At 38.7% G+C, this 20,370-nt stretch carries 21 protein-coding genes; 17 read left to right on the top strand and 4 right to left on the bottom strand.

Annotated elements, in window-relative coordinates; translation table 11 throughout:
* The first annotated feature begins 77 nt into the window (after positions 1-77).
* Entirely contained in the window at positions 78-1,409 is a 1,332-nt protein-coding gene (locus MKX72_RS14265) for a TIGR00366 family protein (protein WP_014459643.1), read from the top strand.
* A gap of 70 nt (positions 1,410-1,479) precedes the next feature.
* On the opposite strand, the gene MKX72_RS14260 is transcribed toward MKX72_RS14265, so the two are convergent.
* On the bottom strand, positions 1,480-2,319 hold the full coding sequence (locus MKX72_RS14260; protein ID WP_154992120.1) for an SDR family oxidoreductase: 840 nt from the start codon (positions 2,317-2,319) through the stop codon (positions 1,480-1,482).
* 230 nt (positions 2,320-2,549) lie between these two features.
* Here MKX72_RS14260 and MKX72_RS14255 point away from each other — a divergent pair, with 230 nt between their 5' ends.
* From MKX72_RS14255 to MKX72_RS14230, 6 genes are all read left to right on the top strand, one after another.
* Positions 2,550-3,512 carry a carbohydrate ABC transporter permease gene (locus tag MKX72_RS14255; protein ID WP_028412947.1) on the top strand — a complete coding sequence of 321 codons (963 nt, stop codon included), beginning with the start codon at positions 2,550-2,552 and terminating at the stop codon, positions 3,510-3,512.
* The gene (locus tag MKX72_RS14250; protein WP_013057493.1) at positions 3,512-4,339 is read left to right on the top strand and encodes a carbohydrate ABC transporter permease; all 828 of its coding nucleotides are present in this window, start codon (positions 3,512-3,514) and stop codon (positions 4,337-4,339) included. Before MKX72_RS14255 ends, MKX72_RS14250 begins: the two co-directional genes overlap by 1 nt.
* Before the next feature lie 70 nt (positions 4,340-4,409).
* On the top strand, positions 4,410-5,693 hold the full coding sequence (locus MKX72_RS14245) for an ABC transporter substrate-binding protein (RefSeq protein WP_033579340.1): 1,284 nt from the start codon (positions 4,410-4,412) through the stop codon (positions 5,691-5,693).
* A gap of 219 nt (positions 5,694-5,912) precedes the next feature.
* Positions 5,913-8,186, top strand: a complete 2,274-nt coding sequence (locus tag MKX72_RS14240) for a T7SS effector LXG polymorphic toxin (RefSeq protein WP_052191897.1) — start codon at positions 5,913-5,915, stop codon at positions 8,184-8,186.
* 11 nt (positions 8,187-8,197) lie between these two features.
* The gene (locus MKX72_RS14235) at positions 8,198-9,511 is read left to right on the top strand and encodes a suppressor of fused domain protein (RefSeq protein ID WP_155008000.1); all 1,314 of its coding nucleotides are present in this window, start codon (positions 8,198-8,200) and stop codon (positions 9,509-9,511) included.
* Between the two features lie 133 nt (positions 9,512-9,644).
* Positions 9,645-9,845, top strand: coding sequence for a hypothetical protein (locus MKX72_RS14230; protein WP_080754439.1), 201 nt, complete (start codon positions 9,645-9,647; stop codon positions 9,843-9,845).
* A gap of 63 nt (positions 9,846-9,908) precedes the next feature.
* On the opposite strand, the gene MKX72_RS14225 is transcribed toward MKX72_RS14230, so the two are convergent.
* On the bottom strand, positions 9,909-10,232 hold the full coding sequence (locus tag MKX72_RS14225) for a YnfA family protein (RefSeq protein ID WP_014459650.1): 324 nt from the start codon (positions 10,230-10,232) through the stop codon (positions 9,909-9,911).
* A gap of 308 nt (positions 10,233-10,540) precedes the next feature.
* On the opposite strand from MKX72_RS14225, the gene MKX72_RS14220 reads away from it, so the two are divergent.
* Entirely contained in the window at positions 10,541-11,527 is a 987-nt protein-coding gene (locus tag MKX72_RS14220; protein WP_033579339.1) for an MBL fold metallo-hydrolase, read from the top strand.
* Positions 11,528-11,569: 42 nt separating this feature from the next.
* Here the strand turns inward: MKX72_RS14220 and htpX are convergent, their stop codons facing one another.
* On the bottom strand, positions 11,570-12,442 hold the full coding sequence (gene htpX / locus MKX72_RS14215; protein ID WP_014459652.1) for a protease HtpX: 873 nt from the start codon (positions 12,440-12,442) through the stop codon (positions 11,570-11,572).
* 296 nt (positions 12,443-12,738) lie between these two features.
* Positions 12,739-13,326: a glycerol-3-phosphate 1-O-acyltransferase PlsY gene (plsY, locus tag MKX72_RS14210; RefSeq protein ID WP_033579338.1), complete on the bottom strand. Its 588-nt coding sequence runs from the start codon at positions 13,324-13,326 to the stop codon at positions 12,739-12,741.
* Between the two features lie 466 nt (positions 13,327-13,792).
* Here plsY and MKX72_RS14205 point away from each other — a divergent pair, with 466 nt between their 5' ends.
* The 9 genes from MKX72_RS14205 (at position 13,793) to MKX72_RS14165 (ending at position 20,357) form a co-directional block, all read left to right on the top strand.
* Entirely contained in the window at positions 13,793-13,981 is a 189-nt protein-coding gene (locus tag MKX72_RS14205; RefSeq protein WP_016764545.1) for a hypothetical protein, read from the top strand.
* A gap of 307 nt (positions 13,982-14,288) precedes the next feature.
* Positions 14,289-14,600 carry a hypothetical protein gene (locus MKX72_RS14200; protein ID WP_033579337.1) on the top strand — a complete coding sequence of 104 codons (312 nt, stop codon included), beginning with the start codon at positions 14,289-14,291 and terminating at the stop codon, positions 14,598-14,600.
* A 366-nt stretch (positions 14,601-14,966) separates the two neighbouring features.
* Positions 14,967-15,293, top strand: coding sequence for a nucleoside triphosphate pyrophosphohydrolase (locus MKX72_RS14195; protein WP_098627507.1), 327 nt, complete (start codon positions 14,967-14,969; stop codon positions 15,291-15,293).
* Between the two features lie 162 nt (positions 15,294-15,455).
* On the top strand, positions 15,456-16,307 hold the full coding sequence (locus MKX72_RS14190) for an HNH endonuclease domain-containing protein (protein ID WP_235918745.1): 852 nt from the start codon (positions 15,456-15,458) through the stop codon (positions 16,305-16,307).
* Between the two features lie 138 nt (positions 16,308-16,445).
* Positions 16,446-17,390: a sugar-binding transcriptional regulator gene (locus MKX72_RS14185; protein ID WP_026106623.1), complete on the top strand. Its 945-nt coding sequence runs from the start codon at positions 16,446-16,448 to the stop codon at positions 17,388-17,390.
* A gap of 5 nt (positions 17,391-17,395) precedes the next feature.
* Entirely contained in the window at positions 17,396-17,719 is a 324-nt protein-coding gene (locus MKX72_RS14180) for a hypothetical protein (protein ID WP_034268798.1), read from the top strand.
* 182 nt (positions 17,720-17,901) lie between these two features.
* Complete coding sequence (locus tag MKX72_RS14175) at positions 17,902-19,203, top strand: pyrimidine-nucleoside phosphorylase (protein ID WP_155008001.1); 1,302 nt, start codon at positions 17,902-17,904, stop codon at positions 19,201-19,203.
* A 21-nt stretch (positions 19,204-19,224) separates the two neighbouring features.
* Positions 19,225-19,899, top strand: coding sequence for a deoxyribose-phosphate aldolase (gene deoC / locus MKX72_RS14170; RefSeq protein WP_155008002.1), 675 nt, complete (start codon positions 19,225-19,227; stop codon positions 19,897-19,899).
* Between the two features lie 59 nt (positions 19,900-19,958).
* On the top strand, positions 19,959-20,357 hold the full coding sequence (locus MKX72_RS14165; protein ID WP_013057475.1) for a cytidine deaminase: 399 nt from the start codon (positions 19,959-19,961) through the stop codon (positions 20,355-20,357).
* The last annotated feature ends 13 nt before the right edge of the window (positions 20,358-20,370 follow it).

Genomic DNA, 20,370 nt, shown 5'->3' with positions numbered 1-20,370 from the left:
TTTTCAACAAATTATGTATAATTAAAGATGCTTGTCGACATTTATTCACAGGAGTATTCCTGTAAAGGAGGAGTAAAATGAAAGCGTTATCTAATTTCTTCACGGCGCTTGTTCAGCGCTTTTTACCTGATCCGTTTGTATTTGCTTTAATCCTGACGCTGATTTTATTTGTATCAGGTATTGTTTTTACTCCTCACGGGCCGATTGAGATGGTTCAGTTTTGGGGAAGCGGCTTTTGGAACCTTCTTGCATTTGCGATGCAAATGAGCTTAGTGCTTGTCACAGGGCATGCGCTTGCTAGCTCGCCGCTTGTAAAGAAGTGGCTTGTAAACATAGCACTGTTAGCCAAAACTCCGGCGCAAGGGGTTATTCTGGTCACGCTAGGCGCAGCCATGGCTTGTATGATTAACTGGGGGTTTGGCTTAATTGTAGGTGCGCTGTTTGCGAAAGAAGTAGCGAAACGCGTGCCGGGATCTGATTATCGGTTTTTAATTGCCTGTGCTTACATAGGGTTTTTAACATGGCACGGAGGCTTGTCAGGTTCGATTCCTCTTGTCGCTGCTACACCTGGAAACCCAATGGAAAAAACGGCTGGACTTATTCCACTCTCAGACACAATTTTTACAGGCTACAACTTATTTATTACCCTCGGATTGTTGATTGTCCTGCCTATTATGACAAGACTGATGATGCCGACGGGAAAAGAAGTGGTAGAAATCGATCCAAGACTATTGGCAGAAGATGAAATGGCGCCGGCTACAGTTGTTGAGACAACTTCTTCTAAGCCAACATTTGCTGTACGCATGGAGAACAGCAGGTTTTTAAGTCTAACAATTGCACTTCTTGGGTATTCATATTTAATTTATTATTTTGCTACAAACGGTTTTAAAATGGATATCAACACAGTGAATTTATTGTTTTTTACGACGGGTATTTTACTTCACCGCACGCCTTTATCCTATATGAATGCCGTTTCCAATGCTGCGAAAGGAACCGCTGGGATTGTGATTCAGTTTCCATTCTACGCAGGTATTCAAGGCATGATGGAGCTATCAGGCTTAGGCGGGAAGCTAACAAACGCATTTATCTCGATTTCAAATGAAACGACATTTCCGTTTCTTGCGTTTTTAAGTTCTGGCGTTGTGAACTTTTTTGTTCCGTCAGGAGGAGGACACTGGGTTGTACAAGGACCTTTTATTATGCCGGCAGCTGAACAGCTCGGCGTAGATCCGGGAGTCGCTGCGATGGCCATTGCTTACGGAGAAGCATGGATGAATATGGCGCAGCCGTTTTGGGCACTACCTGCACTAGCTATCGCAGGGCTCGGAGCACGCGATATAATGGGCTACTGCGTGACGACCTTAATTGTATCAGGCTTTATTTTTGCTATAGGACTAACGTTTTTTTAATACGAAAAGGTCAGCTGAAAAGCTGACCTTTTTTCATTACTTTTTTCTTTCCCAAGCGTATCTATCTACTTTATAAACCAACTTCGCGCGCACTCCAGTCCCAAAATTCTTCTGCAAGCCGCTCATTTTTTGCTCTTGAAGAAGGAGGAGTCACGCGTTTTTTATAAAAATAAGCGCCGCTAATATGCGTCACTTCAGGACTGTCTGCTAAATAAATAGCTGTTTCGGCACCTTGAAGAGGCGTTAAAAAGAAAGGGCGAAGCACGGCGTGAACGCTTTTTCCAAAACCCGTTTGACGATTAACGCCGATAGCGGTAGACACGGCTCCGGGGTGAAGGCAATTTACGGTTACAGAGGTGTCTTTTAACTTTTTACTTAAATGAACCGTAAATAAGTTATTTGCTAATTTAGACTGAGAGTATCCTCGCCATATTCCGAATCCCGTTGTTAAGTGAGGGTTGGTGAAGTCTATTTTTCCCGCTTTATGAGCACCGGAGCCAACGTTTATAATGCGTCCCTGTTGAGATTTTTTCAGCGGATCTAAAAGTAAATTAGTTAATAAAAAGTGACCCAAATGATTGACACCAAGCATCATTTCAAATCCGTCTTGTGTTGTTTCCCGCTTAATTGTCACGACGCCCGCGTTATTAATCAGCACATCAAGTACACTGTAGCGAGACGTAAAGTCTTCACTGAAAGCCCGGATACTGTCAAGAGAACCTAGGTCACAGGTCATAAGAGATATGGAATCCGATCCGCTTTGGCGTTTCGCTTCTTCTAAAGCGGCATTTCCTCTTTCTTCATTTCGGCATACCATAATGACTTCGAAGCCTTTTTTGGCTAGTTCAATCGTTGTGGCCAGCCCCATTCCTGAATTGGCACCTGTAATTAGCGCTCGTTTTGCTGTCATGAGTATGTTCCTCCCAACTACATCTTTTTTCTAGTGTATAAGATAAGAAGATATGTCGTCCACTTCTAGCTTTTTCTTTTATTTCTTTCATGCTTTAGAAAAGTATGTAAAATGTGCACAGGGGAGAAAATGTTGCACAAAGGTCAATATTTTACACCCTACTCGTCAATTAAAGCGGTTTCATAAAAAGCGGATTTCGCTAAAATAAGACATAGGGAGGTGCTAGTAAGATGAATAGCCAAAGTAAATTACAGGAGACAGAATATGTTCCTTTAGAGCAAGAACTTAAAAGAGAACCATCAGTTAATACGAAAAAACGTAAAAATTTGAAAAATGCAGGTTTATTTGCTCTATTTGTAGGGCCCGCACTTTTAGCGTTTTGCGTGATTGTACTTATACCATTTTTTACAGGGATTTATTATTCATTTACAGACTGGAACGGAGTAAACGGCACGATTAACTGGGTGGGGCTTGATAACTTCAAGTACTTGTTCACCGAAGATAAGCAGTTTCAGCAGTCGTTTTGGATCACAACAAAATATACGGTCGTTGCGATTATCTTAACGAATGTGGTTGGGTTCGTGTTAGCAATCCTTGTTACTCAAATGTTAAAAACACGAAACATTTTACGTACGGTTTTCTTTATGCCGAATTTAATTGGCGGACTTTTACTAGGATTTGTATGGCAGTTCATTTTCGTAAAAGGATTTGCATCTATCGGACAAATCACGGGAATCTCGCTTTTTGAACTTCCTTGGTTGGGAGACGCAAAAACAGCATTTTGGGGCATCGTGATTGTAAGTGTATGGCAAGGAGCAGGTTATATCATGCTTATTTACACAGCAGCACTGCAAAACGTACCGCAAGAGCTGATTGAAGCAGCAAAAATTGACGGAGCAAGCAGATGGCAAATTCTTCGTCACATTACAATTCCAATGGTAGCGCCGGCAGTAACGGTTTGTTTATTCTTAACGATTTCATGGTCATTTAAAGTATTTGATGTCAACTTATCATTAACAAACGGTGGTCCATTCAAATCAACAGAAATGTTAGCGCTTAACATTTATACAGAAGCATTTGTGAATAACAGATACGGTCTAGGTGAAGCAAAAGCCTTAATTTTCTTCATCGTCGTAGCAGCGATTACGATTATTCAAGTAACATACACGAAGAAGAAGGAGGTTGAATCGTAATGGGAAACAAATATACGAGCAAAACCTTTATTGTTGAAATTTTAGCGGTCCTGCTTGGACTGGTGTTCTTGGTTCCCTTTTATTACGTGCTTTCAAACTCGCTGAAGTCATTTGCAGAAATTTTATCAAACACATCGGCACTGCCAACAACGATTCAGTTTCAAAACTTTGTTAATGCATTTAACCAAATGAACTACTTAAAAGTGCTTAGCAACTCGCTGATCATTACGGTCATCAGTAACGCAGTTCTAGTCATCTTCTGTTCAATGGCAGCTTACATGCTGGTTCGAACAAAGAAAAAAATCAGCAGCATTATCTTTATGGCATTCGTAGCGGCAATGGTTATTCCATTTCAATCCATCATGATTCCACTTGTAAAAGTAGCAGGAAACTTAAATCTGTTAAACAGCATTTGGGGTATTGTGATCATGTACTTAGGCTTCGGTTCAGGTATGACGATTTTCTTATACCACGGATTTATTAAAGGAATTCCAGTTGAGCTAGAAGAAGCGGCAATCATCGACGGATGCTCACGTCTAGGCGTATTCTGGAGAATTGTATTCCCGTTATTAAAGCCAATTACAGTGACTGTCGTCATCTTAAACAGCCTATGGATTTGGAATGACTTCTTACTTCCGTCTCTTGTTTTGCAAGATCCTGAGCTAAGAACGATTCCGCTTGCGACATTCTTCTTCTTTGGTCAGTATACAAAGCAGTGGGATTTAGCACTAGCAGCACTTGTAATCAGTATTATCCCGCTATTAATCTTCTTCTTTGCAATGCAAAAACACATTGTTAAAGGAATTACAAGCGGTTCAATTAAATAATAGAAGCGGCAACAGGGCTGGTTTTGAGGCTGAGGCATCAAAACCAGCAGCAAATAGGGAGGAACGGAAAATGGCATTTAAAATGAAAAAATGGCCTTTAGCAGTAGGTGTTTTATCGGCTACGCTGTTATTTTCAACCGCATGTTCAAACGAAAGCGCATCTGGTAATAAAAAAAGCGGCGGAGATCAAGTAGTAGTAGATGTATTTCAAGGAAAAGTAGAAATTGCAGATCAGCTAAAAGCTCTAACTGATCAATATACAAAAGAACATCCAAACGTGAAGTTCAATATCCAAACGGTTGGTGGAGGAGCTGACGGTGCAGCAGCTTTAAAAGCGCAGTTTGCGTCGGGCAATGCACCTGACCTTTTCACAAACGGAGGATATCAAGAGGCGAAAACGTGGAAAAATAAATTAGAAGATTTATCGGATCAGCCTTGGATTGATGACGCGTACGAAAACACACTTACTCCAATGACGATGGACGGTAAAGTATATGGACAGCCGATCAGTCTTGAAGGCTATGGATTTACATATAACAAAAAACTGTTCAAAAAAGCAGGCATTAAAGAACTTCCAAAAACATATTCGGAATTAGAAGCAGCGGCTAAAAAGCTAAAAGCTGCCGGTATTACGCCATTTTCTATCGGCTACGGCGAGTGGTGGGTGCTTGGAAACCACGGCTTAAACATTCCATTTGCCAGTCAAAAAGATCCGGATGCATTTATTAAAGGATTAAATGACGGCAGTACGAAAATTGCAGGAAACGAGCAGTTCAAACAGTATGTAAAGCTGCTTGATTTAACAGTGAAATATGGAAATAAAAATCCGTTAACGACGGACTATAACACGCAAGTAACGAAATTTGCGAACGGTGAAGCAGCGATGATTCAGCAAGGAAACTGGATTCAGCCAATGCTTGATAAAATTACGCCGAACATGGATGTAGGGATTCTACCTATGCCGCTAAGCGACGATGCAGCTGCATCTGACAAGCTTGCAATTGACGTTCCAAGCAACTGGGTTATTCACAAACAAGCACCAGCGGCAGATAAAAAAGCAGCAAAAGACTTCTTAAACTGGATGGTCACATCTAAAGAAGGTCAAAAAGCGCTAATAGAAGACTTCAAGTACATTCCAGCCTTTAAGTCAATTGAAGCAAAAGACATCGGACCTTTAGGTGAAGAACTTCTTAAATATTCTAAGGAGCAAAAAACGCTTCCTTGGGAATGGACAAAATTCCCTGAAGGCGTAACGCAAAAATTTGGAGCAGATGTACAAGAATACATCGGCGGCCAAACATCTGAAGATGAGCTATTAAAATCATTAGATAAAAGATGGGCTGAGTTGAAGTAATGGAAAAGACAACCTTTGGGTTGTCTTTTTTTGTGGAATCAAAGATATGATATTTTTGTATATTTATCCTTTTTATAGAAATTAATTGTGTATAAAAGGTTAGATATTCCTATTTAGATAGGTTAGCTGAAACTTTATAATGGATAATATAGGGAAAAGTTAGATTAAATACAAAAAGTTTGATGGTTTTCTAATTACAGTGATAAAAGAGGGAATTTAATGGGGAAAGTGTATGAAGCAAGTTCGCTGCTTGCTTATGCAAAAGAGCGTGTAAGTACATATAAAAAGCTTAATGAAGAACTAGGTGAACTGAAAAAAGCATTACAAGGTGTAGCAAACTTAGATACCGAATTTCAAGGGAAAGGTGCAGACCAAATTAAAAAATTTTATCAAATGCAGGTAGACGTGGTTGGCTATTGGGAAGCATTAGTTTCTGCTAACCATGCCTATTTTTCTGTATTGTCAGAACGTGCACATGAAGAAAAATTAGATGGTCACACAATTGTTGATGTATCTTTTTTAGAACATGAACTCGAAGTAGCTAATAATCAGGCAACACAAATGATTGAAGAACAACATAAAGATTTAAAAGATATCTTGAATGATATACATGATATTTTGCCGTTGGACGCTTTTTCAACAAAGGATGTTCAATCGAAGCTAAAGAGCGCAGATAAAAAGAGAGCTAGTACCATTACTGCAGTAGAAAAACTAGATCATAATTGGTCTACTGAATATGCAAGTTTAGATGAAAATTACCAATCTGTAAAAAGCAGTGTTGATGAGCTAGAAGCGTTAACTTCTCAAGGAAGTGGAGCTTATCAAGTTGTTTTTGACACTAAAGCCTATCATAATAGTGAAAAATACAAAATACAGCAAAAAATCAGCCAAAATACTAAAAGTTATTTAAAAGCAAAAAAAGAAGAAAAAACATACTATGAAAATAAAAGACAAGCAGAAATTGAAGCGAATAAACCATGGTATGAAAAAACATGGGAAGTCGTTTCAACCTTTACAGGAGAAGCGACTGGATATTATGATTATAAGCGAGCAACCGAAGGTGTAGATCCTGTGACGGGTAAAAAGCTCTCTGCCACTCAGCGAGCAACTGCAGCGGCAATGGCTGCAGCTGGTTTTATTCCAGTAGTAGGATGGATTGGTAAAGGAGCAAAAGGAGCAAAAGGTGTATATAAAGCTGGTAAAGGAATAAATGCGGCTCACGATGCACTGCTTGCATATAAAAATCCTAAATCGTTTCATGTTCTTCAGAACACCGAAAAAGGTCTTTACGGACTTGTAGGTACGAATGGGGCGTACGAATATGTAACAGGAAAAGATGTACTTGGAAATGAGCTAGATGAAGATGAGCGTAAAAGCGCGTTAATAGGAGCATTTGGAGGGCTATTTGGAAGCGGAGCTGGTGCAGTAATTACTCAGAAAGTCGCCAAAGATACGAAAGAAGCCATTCAAGGAGCAAAAGTGCTAGGTGAACAAGCAAAGCATACGTTTAAAGAAACCTCTAATTTAGCCAATACTACAGGCGTTCAAAGACACTTAGCTTTTGCTGGAGAAAGTGCAGTGTCTGAGTCAAGCTTATATTCCAAGTCTTCATCTCATCTAGAAAACAATATTTATAAAACTACTTCTGATTGGAATGTACCATCGAAAGGTAGTGGAAGAGGCTCTCAATCTTCAAAAAGTCTTGAGGCTGTTAACTCAGAAACTAGATCTGCTGAAACTTTATCAAAGAACTTAGATATTATTAACAAACTAGAGTTTAATCAAGCTAGTAAGGCCAAATTAGCAGCGGCTGTAAAAGAGGGTTTAGTTGACCCAGCAAGCTGGAAAGGAAGCTTAGTAGCTCCTAGTAAAGATGTTACACACCTAACTAACCGGGAGCTTCAAGCGATTAATTTACGTTTAAGCAAAGAAAAAATATTAAAGATAATACCGGTAAAACGTAAGGTGAATGCTGATAGAATTCAGCGATTAAGGTTAATGGCTGCTAAAAAAGCAGAACAATACGCTAATCAAGTGAGGAAAAATCAAGCTTGGACTCTTCAGAAAACACATAGTAAATCCAAACAAGATTCTGTAATACTAAGCGATGAATTAAAGAATGCCGGTATTATACGGCCGAAAAATTCTCAAGCTCATCATATCGTTCCTGTAAACGATGGAGGGATGAGAGAGTATTTAGAGAAATATGGTATAGATATTAATTCTGCTGCTAATGGAGTTTTTATCACCGCAAAAGAGTTTAAATTTTGGCCAGGACAAGTTGTACACCACTTGTATGGAGATTATTGGCTAACTGGAAAGAGTTTTTGGGGACATGGGAAAGTCTATAAAGACTACTTGAAGGACAGCATACTGAGAATCGACAACGCTCCTATACCTCATGAACAAAAGACGGAGCTTATAGTTAATTTATTAGATAAAACTAGAAAAGACTTATTAACAGGAAAAATAGACTTCCTATATAGAAACTAGAGGTGTTGTTTATGAAAATATGGAAATTAAGTACAAGTTTAGAAAGTGAGCAAATAGCCGCTGCTAACAAGGAAGATGACGAAACACTATTTAGAAATCTGCTGCAGCAAGGAGAGTATCTACATAGTAAAACAAATCTTCCAGTTGAAACATATGAAAAAGGAGAGTTAAATAACCTTTTAACTTATAAAGGTTTTGCAACTCCTCCAATTATCGATAGATATGCTGTTCAGAGCTTAGAAAAACTAATTTCTGAGTTTGTAGAATTTGTTCCTCTTACTCACCCTGAATACAAGTGCTACGCTGTTAATATTGTTAATGTGATAAACGAATGTGTGAATTATTCAGAATCAATACCTGATGATTTTGGAGGGTTTGACAAGCTGTCCTTTATAGAGGATAAGGTAAAGAGACAGCCAATTTTTCGAATAAAGTATACCGAACATAGTCTAGGAGATTTTCCTATTATCTCTCCAGAAATTTATGTTTCTGATGCATTTCGAGAGGTAGTGTTTGAGAACGGGCTAACCGGTTTTACTTTCTATGAAGTATGGTCATCACAGGAAGCAGAAGCTTCAGTTGAAGAGTTAAATCCATTTGTGCGCGAATCGCTCGATGAGGATGTGGAAGCTCACTTACAAGCATATTATGGGCCAATTATCCGCCGTGTCGAAGCAGAGTCAGCTGAGCTGACAGAGGCAGGTTTTTATGAAATGGCTCCTACAGAATCAGTGCCGTTTTATACGGTCGCAACACATGGTTATAGTACGCTTCGCCTGCCGGCACCCCCTGGATTAGACAGCGCGTATGTTGAACTGGTGATGCATGCAGATCAAGATCCGTTTGAAGATGAAAAGTACAGCTGGATTCCTCAAGTCATGCATCAAGTAGGAAGCTTTGCGGTTAACAATATGAATTGGATTGGTCAGTGGATGGTGTTTCCAAATCAAGAGCTGGATCGCTACGTGGATACCTATGAACGAACGTTAACAGGTGAAAAAGTGAAGCTGCCATTACAGGTTCAACCGTATTCACCAGAAAGCGGCTTTTGTGGTGTTATGGTCGTGCCTCCTTTGCCCCAGTGCCAAGAGGCATTTATGATGCCGTATCTTGAAAACGGAAAAGAAACCCACGGAGAGTGGCCAGTCTATTTCCATACGCTTCTCCCTTTGTACGAAGAAGAAATGGAGTACTATTTCCAGCATGGACAAGAAGCTTTGCTAGAAAAGATGATGGAAAATGGCATCGAACACTTATTTAATTTACATAGACCTAATACGTTTAAGGAAAAAAGAAAAGGCTTTTTCGGCAGATTTAATAAGTGATAAATAAAAAGAGGCTGGGACAAAAGTATGTTAGACGAAGTGAAAAACGAACCATTTATCAACCATGTTGATGAGTGGTTCGTTTTTTTGTTAGGGTAAACGTAGGTTTCACCTGTTTAGATTCTTCTAGCCGTTGATTGGAGGGCAAGACGAAGACTCCTGCGGGAAAAGCGGAACAGATGAGACCCCGCAGGAGCGTAAGCAACGAGGAGGCTCAGCGTCCGCCCGCGGAAAGCGAAGTCTTGCACGGAAATCAACGGCGGTGTCTCAAGCGGTTCAGCTCATGTCTCCCATTTGTTCGTCTTTAGATTGGATTCAACTCGTTATGTCCTAGCCTCTTTTTATTTTGCTTCTTCTTACAAAAAGGGAAAAAGCGCGCTCCTTCCTGTGTGATTGCTTAACTTCTTGGCCAAAGCATAACCGCTACGCCAATCAGACACACAAGTCCGCCAATCCAATCGTATGTATCGGGCATTTTTTTATCAACCCACCACGCCCAAAACAGGCTTAAAACAATAAAAATACCGCCGTAAGCTGCATATACACGTCCAAAGTCGGGGAACGACTGCCACGTAGCAATGACGCCGTACAGCACCAAAGCAATACCGCCCAGAAGTCCTAACCAGCTTGATGCTCCTTCGCGCAGCCACTGCCAAATCAAATAGCCTCCGCCAATTTCAGCAAGACCTGCTAAGATAAAAAGAAAAATCGCTTTAATCATAACCTATACTCCTTATATCATCATTTCGTCTCTTTATTCTATCTTACTTTTTTCGTTTGATGAACCATTCGTTTGCTTTAAATAAGTACACTGGAAAGCATTCCTTTATCAATTTGTCTTCAAACCTGCTAAACTATTAATAGTATGAGTTTATATAAAATGTTTGTACGAGTACAAAGAGCTATGTAATGATTGCTGCTCAGAGTACTTTTACAAGTAGACGTTAGCAGGAAATTGACTAATTAAAAGAATAAGACGTTTAACAGTATAAAAAAGTAAAAAGAATGCAGATATAGGGGTTTGGTAAAATGAGTTTAGATCATAAAGTGATACGCATTGAACTGCCTACGCCATTTCCAATTGGACCAGTGAATGTGTTTTTATTAAAAGCAGACAAGTTAACGTTAATTGATGCAGGTATGAAAACCAAAGAAGCGTGGAGCGTTTTTGAAGAGGCGCTTCGTAAAGAAGGATATAAAGTCACAGATATTGAACAAGTGATTCTTACTCATCAGCATCCGGATCACACTGGATTTTTAGAATGGATGCCGAGTGATATACCGGTTTATGGTCATAAGCTTGTGGAGCCTTGGATTTATCAAGATGAAGAGTTTGTTCAGCAGCATAATGAGCTATATCGTAATTTCCTTATGGAGTTTGGAGTCAGTGATGATGTAATGGAAGAATGGCTTCGTAAAGCAACGGCTGCAATTCAAGTATATTCACCTAAAGGGCAGAAGCTAACGTGTTATTTAAAAGAAGGAGATACACTTCCGTATGCGAGTGAGTGGGAAGTAATTGAAGCGCCGGGACATTCGTTAAGTCAGCTGATGTTTTACAATCGCAAAGAAAAAGTTGCGTTTGGCGGAGATCATATTTTGCCAAAAGTACCGTCAAACCCGTATTTAGAGCCAACCATTCAAAATCCCAAGCCAACGCCGCTATTGGACTACTTGGCGTCTCTAGAAAAAACGTTGAACTACGACATTGATTTGATTTACAGCGGACATGGTGAACCGCTTAGTGACATTCATTCTTTAATTATGGAACGTATTCAAAAGCAGCATAAATGGGCGCTGCGCGTGTTACAAGCGATGGGGGAAGGAAAGAAAACAACGCTTGAAGTCAGCGCTGCATTTTTCCCGGATATGTATCAAAAAGCACCTGACTTTATTTTCTCAGAAGTGTACGGCCAGCTTACGTATCTAGAAAAAGAAGGCTACGTGGAATTAACAAAAAATAAAGACGGCGTCTTGCTGTGGGAAGCTGCACGTGTGCTTGCTCCTCAGTCATAACATAAAAAAACCAGCTTCTTTAAAGAAGCTGGTTTTGTCTGCTTACAGTGAATGCAAGCGCTCAATGCGTTTTTCAAGCGGTGGATGAGTAGAAAATAAGCGTGAGAATTTTTCTTTACCGCTAATTTTAAAAGCGGCAATTGATTTTTGACGGTCATCTACTAATGAAGTAGTATGACGAAGCGATTCTAACGCATAAATCATTTTTTCCTTGCCGCCGAGTTTAGCTGCAAGCTCATCGGCTTTGAATTCACGTCTTCTTGAATGCCAGAAAATAATTGGGCTGCTTAAAATACTAAAGAGAATCTCAAATACAATCGATGTAAGGAAATAAACAACCATCGCAAACTCTTCTCGCACAAAGTTTGACACCGCTTTGGCTACTAAACGAGAGAAGAAAATAACGAATGTATTTAATACTCCTTGCAGCAGCGTAGTTGTGACCATATCTCCGCTTTTAATATGCGCTATTTCGTGAGCGATAACGCCGCTGATCGCATCACGGTCCATTCGTTCAAGCATTCCGCTTGAAACGGCAACAAGCGAGCGTCTTTTACTTGGCCCTGTTGCAAACGCGTTAACTTCGGCTGAGTGATAAATTCCGACCTGAGGCATTTTTCTTAATCCTGCCACAGATGCAAGTCGGTGAGTTTCTTCTAAAACAAATCGTTCATATTCACCTTGAGGGGAACGTTCATCAATAACTTGAACACCCATCATCCACTTTGCCATTAAGCGTGACATCATAAGAGAAATAATTGCGCCGCTGAAGCCGGCAATGACGCTAAATGCCAGCAGGCCGCCGTAACCGCCGCTTCCCATATAGCTTTGAACACCTAATAAAGATGTAATCGTTGTGATTGTAATTAATACTAAAATATTAACGAAAATAAACAGTGAAATTCGTTTTAGCACAAGTCTTCCTCCTTTAACTAATACGTGCATGATAGGTATACGGTTAGTGGAGAGGAAAGGTTTCATTTATTTATTCAAATTTACTAAAAAGATTACTATGTTAAGTAGTTAAATTGTAAATATCAAATGGAATGCATTGTTTACTCTATAATCCAGAGCGTTTTTTAAAAATAAATTTCATAATTTACGTCTATCTTGGGACAAGGCGTACTAAAATAATAAAAAAAGGTGTTCAACTCATGAACACCTTTTTGGTAAACATATTTAAAGATTACTAGTCAATAACTTCATGACGTTTAAAAATTAACCTTAGGCTCTGTACCCAATTTAATTCGTTTGAAGTTTTTAATATGCTTCCATGTAATGAAAACAAAAATAACGGCTGCAAATACGATTAGTACAACATCACCTACATAAATTGATGCCAAAAAGGCAACCAATGCGCCAATAGGTGAAGATAAGGATACGTATTTAGAAATTTTGAGAGAAATTAAAAAAGCAAGAATCCCTAGAATGAAAGCTAATGGTGAAAATGCAAGGAATACACCAGCGGCAGTCGCTACAGATTTTCCTCCTTTAAACTTTGCAAAAATCGGATAGCTATGTCCAAGAATAGCAATAAATCCAGGGGCAAGCATATGCAAGTGACTATTCATCATAAGCGGTAAACAGACGGCTAGCGAGCCTTTTGCTATATCGCCGATCAATACTATAATACCTGCTTTCTTTCCTAAAGTGCGAAAGGTATTAGTAGCTCCTAAGTTACCGCTTCCGTGCTTACGAACATCGGTTTTGTAAAAGCCCTTTCCAATCACTAAAGCAAAAGGAATTGACCCAATTAAATAAGCTAATAAGATAATTATAGCGTTTGTCAATACGTTCATTGTTGGCACCTCAAATTGTGTTGTTAGTATTCATTAAAATATAAATGCAGTAAAAGTAGTCTTTTGTATGGCTAAAGGCTTCTAGTTTTTTCGGTGGAGTTTTTGTAAATTCGATTGGCTTTCTAGTGGGACAACCCAATGCTTTTTAGTATGTTAAGATATTTTTGAACTTTTAAACCTTGATACGTATTAGTATAGATTGATATGTCTATTATGAATATGTAAAAAGAAGAAAAGAGGAGAAACGAAAAGGCAAAAACAAAAAACTTGTAATACAATTTTAAAAATATACCATAAATATTTAAAGGTTAAAAGATATTTTGGGTATATTGTAGTGGAAAAAAGCGTTTTGATCATTTTTTTATGAAAAACAAGACAAAAAAATTAACAAATCCAAAAAAATATAATAAAATGTAAAACAGTGTTTCGAAATATTAACTTCTTAAAATTGAAAGGGGTTCTGCACTTGTTGTGGACAGATATCAAAGAACGAGAAGTAGTTATGTACAAAAACTGCCAGGCGAAAATTTTAGAAAAAAAAGGGCCGAATAAAATAGTCGTTCGAAATTTAGAATTCCCGGAAAAAGGCGATTGGATATCAGCCGAGCTTGATTTTGAGGCTGTTGAAAAATTTGAGAAGAGTCGAGAACACTAATACAAAAAACATTTTATAATACTTCTATTTATCATATAAGAAAAAGCCGAGCTTACATTTTGAGTTCGGCTTTTTTTGTTGATGTTTACTTCATTCTCTCGACGAAGAGCTCCTCGTTATTACATGTAAAACAAAGCCTTTTCCTCTCATTCATTTTCCACTACTACACTAGTCCCGTATAAAAACGTATCTTTATATGGGACTATCGATTTATTTTTAGTGCACGTATTTTTGCCACTTTTTTCATATACAACCGTTCAGAAACAAAACCTCTGTGCATACATTGAAGACAAAGGGGGAGGATACATTGGGAAAAACAAGTCGTATATTGAAATGGGTCAGCGGAGGATTAGAGGCTCTTTGGGGGATTCCAATTCTAGGCGGGACCTTGGTTATTGGCCTAGCCTACACGCCGCTTATTTTAATGCTCGCATTGCATATTGTAGGTTTAGTATTTGCGATTAAAACAAACAAAGTTCGGACAGGGCATATCATGGGAATTGTCTGTTCTGCTATTGCGTGGATTCCAATTGTCGGCATGATCATGCATATCTTAACGGCTATTTTTTTACTGATAGAAGCAGCCAAAGAAAATGAACCATCTGAAGACGCAGCATAAAAGAAGAGCCGCCTGATTTTTAGGTGGTTTTTTTATATTTCCAAATAAATACTGGTAGGCTCTTTTGCTTTGAAAAATCCTTTTTATGTTAGAATATTAGAAGTATTTTCTAAAAAAGGGGGTAAACACAATAGATAAAGAAAATCAAAAGAAGAACAGATTTCTTGCCGTAGGAGTTATATTAGCCGCTCTTGTAAGTTTTATATTTCTACTATGGAGTATAGGCTGGGTAATTCCAAATGCAATAAGTGCCAGCGGCTATAAAGGTAAAGAAACGTTTATTGATTTAAATGTGTTTAACGGAAACAAAGCAGAATTTGAAAGATACTAGTTTACTAGAAAGGTAAGAGATGGAGGGAAAAAATAATGCTCACTTATAACAAGCTAGTGCGAGATAAAATTCCAACAATGATTGAGCAAAGTGGAAACACCTTCAAATCACGCGTGCTGCAGCGAGAGGAGTATCAAAATGAGCTGAAGGAAAAGGCAAAAGAAGAGCTTCAAGAATACATAGAAGCCCAAACCCATCAAGATGCTATTGAAGAACTCGCAGATTTACTGGAAGTGATGCACGCGTTAGCAGCTGTGCACGGAGCCACGCCAGAACAGCTGGAGAAAGTGCGTGAGGAGAAGGCGAAGGAGCGCGGGAAGTTTGATGGTCGAATTTATTTAGTGAAAACAGAAGAAGCGTAGTTTGGTGGTGCAATAGTGGAAGGAGCGAGCGGTGGCAGGTGAGTTTCAATTTAAAAGTAGGAGAAATAAAAAAAAACTTATTTAACAGAACAAGAAATTTGGAAGATCATTAATCAATTTTTCGCTAATGGTCACTTTACCACAACATATAAATATGGATTGATGAAAGCTTTAATTGAAAACCTATATAATGTTGACAATCGGTTAGTCCTCACGTTTGATCAAGTGTATTTTTCATTTGCTAAAATATATTGGAACTTGGTTATTCATCATGATTTGAATCAATTAAATACGTCCAACAGACAAGCTGGAATTCAAAAAGAGTTAAAGGAATTTCAGTTAATGCATGGTGTCCCCAATAAAGTAGTATTTGATCATTTACCAAGTAATCTTCAATTGCAATTAGTAGAAAGAACTAAAAAAGTGGGGGCAAGGTATGTAGTAGGAGCGTTATACGGAGATATGGAAGGTTCTATTTATGAGTTTGATAAAAGAACAGAATACATAAAGTTTAATAGCAGTATGTATATTTTTTTACAAAAATATAGACAAATTGTTACTCATTTAACCAATTATCATTTGGCGAAATTTTTAGAAAAGCATAATGACAAAAATAAGTTGGAAGATGTCTTGTTGAAAGTGGAAAATATATCAAAACGCGAATCGCTGCATGCATTCTATAACATCCTTTGGAAATATGAAACAAAAGAATGTTTTTATTGTGGGAAAGTTCTTTCTGATAAACGCATCGCTACTCATGTAGATCATTTTATTCCATGGAGTTATATCCAATCAGATAATATGTGGAATTTGGTGCTAAGCTGTCAAAGCTGCAACACAAAAAAGAGCAATAAACTTGCTAAGAGCTTATATCTTGAGAAAATGTTTGTTCGTAATGAGAATCTTAAATTAACAGCAGTTCACAATGATTTTAACTATTATTCGGAGCGTAAATTAGAAGCTCTTTATGAGTATGCTGGAATGAATGGATACGTAGAAAACTGGTCTCCTTAAACCCGAGTATTTCTCTTTTCATCTCAGTTACAAAATCCCCTCTTGAAATTTTGTTCATCAAACAAGTAAACTAAAGACATAAGTTTGGTAAAATTGGGATAAGAAATTCATGAGGTAAGGGAGAACAAGTCGATGGAGATGGATCAAGAGAAATTTAATAAAGTGATTGAAGCGGCAAGGATGTATTATATTCTTGATTATAATCAAAGTGAAATTGCAAAAAAGCTTGGTGTATCAAGGCCTACGGTTTCTCGATTGCTGCAGACAGCAAAAGAAGAAGGCATTGTTCAAATTAAAATTGTGGATTCATCTATCAATAGTGAAAAATTGTCTTCTCAGCTTGAACAAAAATTCAATCTAAAAAAAGCAATCGTCACACCGGTGCCTCAATATGAAAATCACATTATTAAAAGTCATCTAGGCGTAGCAGCAGCTGACTATCTCTATGACATCGTAAAAGATGGAGACATTATTGGGGTGACGTGGGGAACAACTCTTTATCAAGTGGCCATCGATTTAAAACAAAAGTATGTGAATGACGTTCAGGTTGTGCAGTTAAAAGGCGGAGTAAGCCATTCGGAAACGAGCACATATGCTTCTGAAATTATGTACTTATTTGGAAAGGCATACAATACGCCTCCTATGCATCTTCCGCTACCTGTGATTGTTGATCACGTGGTAGTTAAAAAAGCAATGGAAACGGATCGTCATATTAAGCGCATTTTAGATTTAGGCAAGCAAGCCAACATTGCTGTGTTTACTACGGGACCCATTAAAACGGATTCGCTGCTTTTTCAGCTTGGCTACTTTTCCGAACAAGATGTAGAGATGATTTCCTCGCGAGCAGTAGGAGATATTTGTTCACGCTTTTTTGATAAAGATGGACAAATTTGCAATGAAAGCCTGGATGAACGGACGCTAGGACTTGATTTGGAGGAACTTAAGAAGAAAGAGTACGCCATTTTAGTAGCTGGCGGGGATCAGAAAATCGACAGCATTTACGGAGCGCTGCAAGGGAAATTTGCAAATGTACTCGTTACTGATCAGTTCACGGCGCGCTTTTTATTAGATAAACAAGAGTAAAGGAGATGAAGACGCTGTTTTTTCAAGAGCAAAAGCTTCATCGAATTGAAATAGTAGAAGATATTGTATCTTATTCTGTGTCGTCTCTGCAGGCACAGCGAAACCGGTATCCTTTTCAAACAGACGTTTCAAAAGACGGAGTGATTGCCAAGGGAACCACGGGCTATATCATTAAACGGTGGGGAAGAATGTACTTTTCTCCTGATGCTAATCAAAAAGGAATTGAACGATTTACGCCGCCTGATCAGCCATACGTATTAATTCCTTATAAAAAGGTAAAGAATAAGTACAGAATCGTATTGTCATTTGTGATAAAAGCTGAAAAATAAGGGAAGACTTCCGAGTGCGGAAGTCTTTTTTTATTCACTAAAACAGCAGCTATAAATATTTTTGAACAAATGTAAATATATCTGTTTACAATTGTTCAAAGCTATTATATAGTAAGGGTGTAAGTTGTTGAAAACGTTTTAGTGGATGCACAATATGCAGATACTTTTAGGGGGAAAACGTCATGAGAATGGTTGACTTAATTGAAAAAAAACGTAATGGACATGAATTAAATAAAGCAGAAATCGATTTTATTATCGAAGGTTATACAAAAGGGGATTTACCTGATTATCAGCTATCGGCATTTGCGATGGCGATTTACTTTCAAGGAATGACGCAGGAAGAACGCGTAAATTTAACGCAAGCAATGGTTGAATCAGGCGATCAAATTGACTTATCAAAAATTGAAGGTATTAAAGTAGACAAACACAGCACAGGCGGCGTAGGTGATACAACAACACTTGTATTAGGACCTTTAGTAGCTGCGGTTGATGTACCGGTTGCCAAAATGTCTGGCCGCGGCTTAGGACACACTGGCGGTACGATTGATAAACTAGAAGCAGTGCCTGGCTTCCACGTTGAAATTACAAACGAAGAATTCATTCGTTTAGTAAATACAAATAAAATTGCCGTTATCGGCCAAAGCGGAGACTTAACGCCAGCGGATAAAAAACTTTATGCGCTTCGTGATGTAACAGCAACGGTTGATTCGATTCCGTTAATTGCAAGCTCAATTATGAGTAAGAAAATTGCCGCTGGAGCAGATGCCATTTGCTTGGACGTGAAAACGGGGAACGGCGCATTCATGAAGAAGCTTGAAGACGCTGAAGAATTAGCAAAAGCAATGGTTGAAATCGGAAAGGGCGTAGACCGAAACACAAAAGCAATCATTTCAGATATGAGCCAGCCTCTAGGTTTTGCGGTTGGTAATGCGCTTGAAGTGAAAGAAGCAATCGACACGTTAAAAGGCGAAGGCCCTGAAGATTTAACGGAGCTTTGCTTAACATTAGGAAGTCATATGGTTGTACTTGCTGAAAAAGCAAGCAGCTTAGACGAAGCGCGTGCAATGCTTCAAGAAGTAATTAAAAACGGAAAAGCATTAGAATCGTTCAAAACGTTCTTAAGCGCACAAGGCGGAGACGCTTCTGTGGCAGACGATCCGTCTAAATTACCGGATGCAGCGCACAAAATTGAAGTGCCAGCAAAAGAAGATGGCTACATTTCAGAAATCGTTGCAGAAAAAATCGGCGTAGCGGCAATGAAGCTAGGTGCAGGACGTGCAACAAAAGAATCTGAAATCGACTTAGCAGTTGGTATTATGCTTAATAAAAAAGTTGGAGATTCAGTGAGAAAAGGCGACTCTCTTGTTACAATCCACAGCAATAGTGAAGATGTACAGGAAGTAATGGATATCGTTTATGATTCTTACAGCACGGTCGCTGAAAAAGTAGAAGCTCCAACGTTAATTTATAAAGAAATTCATTAAGAAAGAGAGAGGAAGAACAAAATGAGTCAAAACATTACGGGTATTATTGATCATACATTATTAAAAGCAGATGCAACAGAAGAGCAAGTTACGGTTTTAGCACAAGAAGCAAAAGAATATTCATTCGCTTCGGTTTGTGTAAATCCAACGTGGGTAAAAAAAGCAGCTGAGTTATTAAACGATGCTCCAGAAGTGAAAGTATGTACGGTAATCGGTTTCCCTCTTGGAGCTACGACTTCAGCAGTAAAAGCATTCGAAACAACAAATGCAATCGAAAACGGTGCAGATGAAGTAGATATGGTAATCAACGTCGGCGCGTTAAAAGATAAAAACTATGACTTAGTGCAAAGCGACATTCAAGCAGTAGTGGATGCTGCAAAAGGAAAAGCGCTAGTAAAAGTAATTATTGAAACAGCTCTTTTAACAGACGAAGAAAAAGCAAAAGTTTCTGAGCTAGCTGTAAAAGCTGGAGCTGATTTTGTTAAAACGTCAACGGGCTTCTCTACAGGAGGCGCAACGGTAGAAGACGTAGCGCTTATGAGAAAAACGGTTGGACCAGATGTAGGTGTAAAAGCTTCTGGCGGCGTTCGCGGCTTAGAAGATGCAAAAGCAATGATTGAAGCTGGTGCAACACGTATTGGTGCAAGCTCTGGCGTATCAATTGCAAAAGGTCAATTAAGCAACTCTGATTATTAATAAATGACAGCAGGTTAGTACTAACTAACCTGCTGTAAACTAAGCAAAGGATGATGACTGTGGAGCCAAAACAATTAATAGATGAAGCAATCGCAGCAAGCAAACAAGCACATGTACCGTATTCTCACTTCCATGTTGGTGCAGCTCTTTTAACAACCGATGGGAAGATTTATCGTGGATGTAATATTGAAAACGCTTCCTATGGATTGACGAACTGTGCTGAGCGAACGGCTATTTTTAAAGCTGTTTCAGAAGGGGACAAACAGTTTTCAGCTATTGCAGTTGTAGGAGATACGGACGGCCCAATTTCTCCTTGCGGCGCATGCAGACAAGTATTAGCTGAGTTCTGTGATGATCACACACAAATTATCTTAGCAAACCTAAAAGGAGATTTTGTGATTACCAACATCAACGAAATCTTACCGGGCTATTTTTCATCAAAAGACTTACAAAAATAAGTAAGCAGTGGAG

Source organism: Priestia sp. FSL R5-0597, from assembly GCF_038006305.1.
Taxonomy (GTDB): Bacteria; Bacillota; Bacilli; order Bacillales; family Bacillaceae_H; genus Priestia; species Priestia zanthoxyli.
Note: the sequence above shows the minus strand (reverse complement) of the source record. Positions and strands in the feature narration are given on the sequence as shown.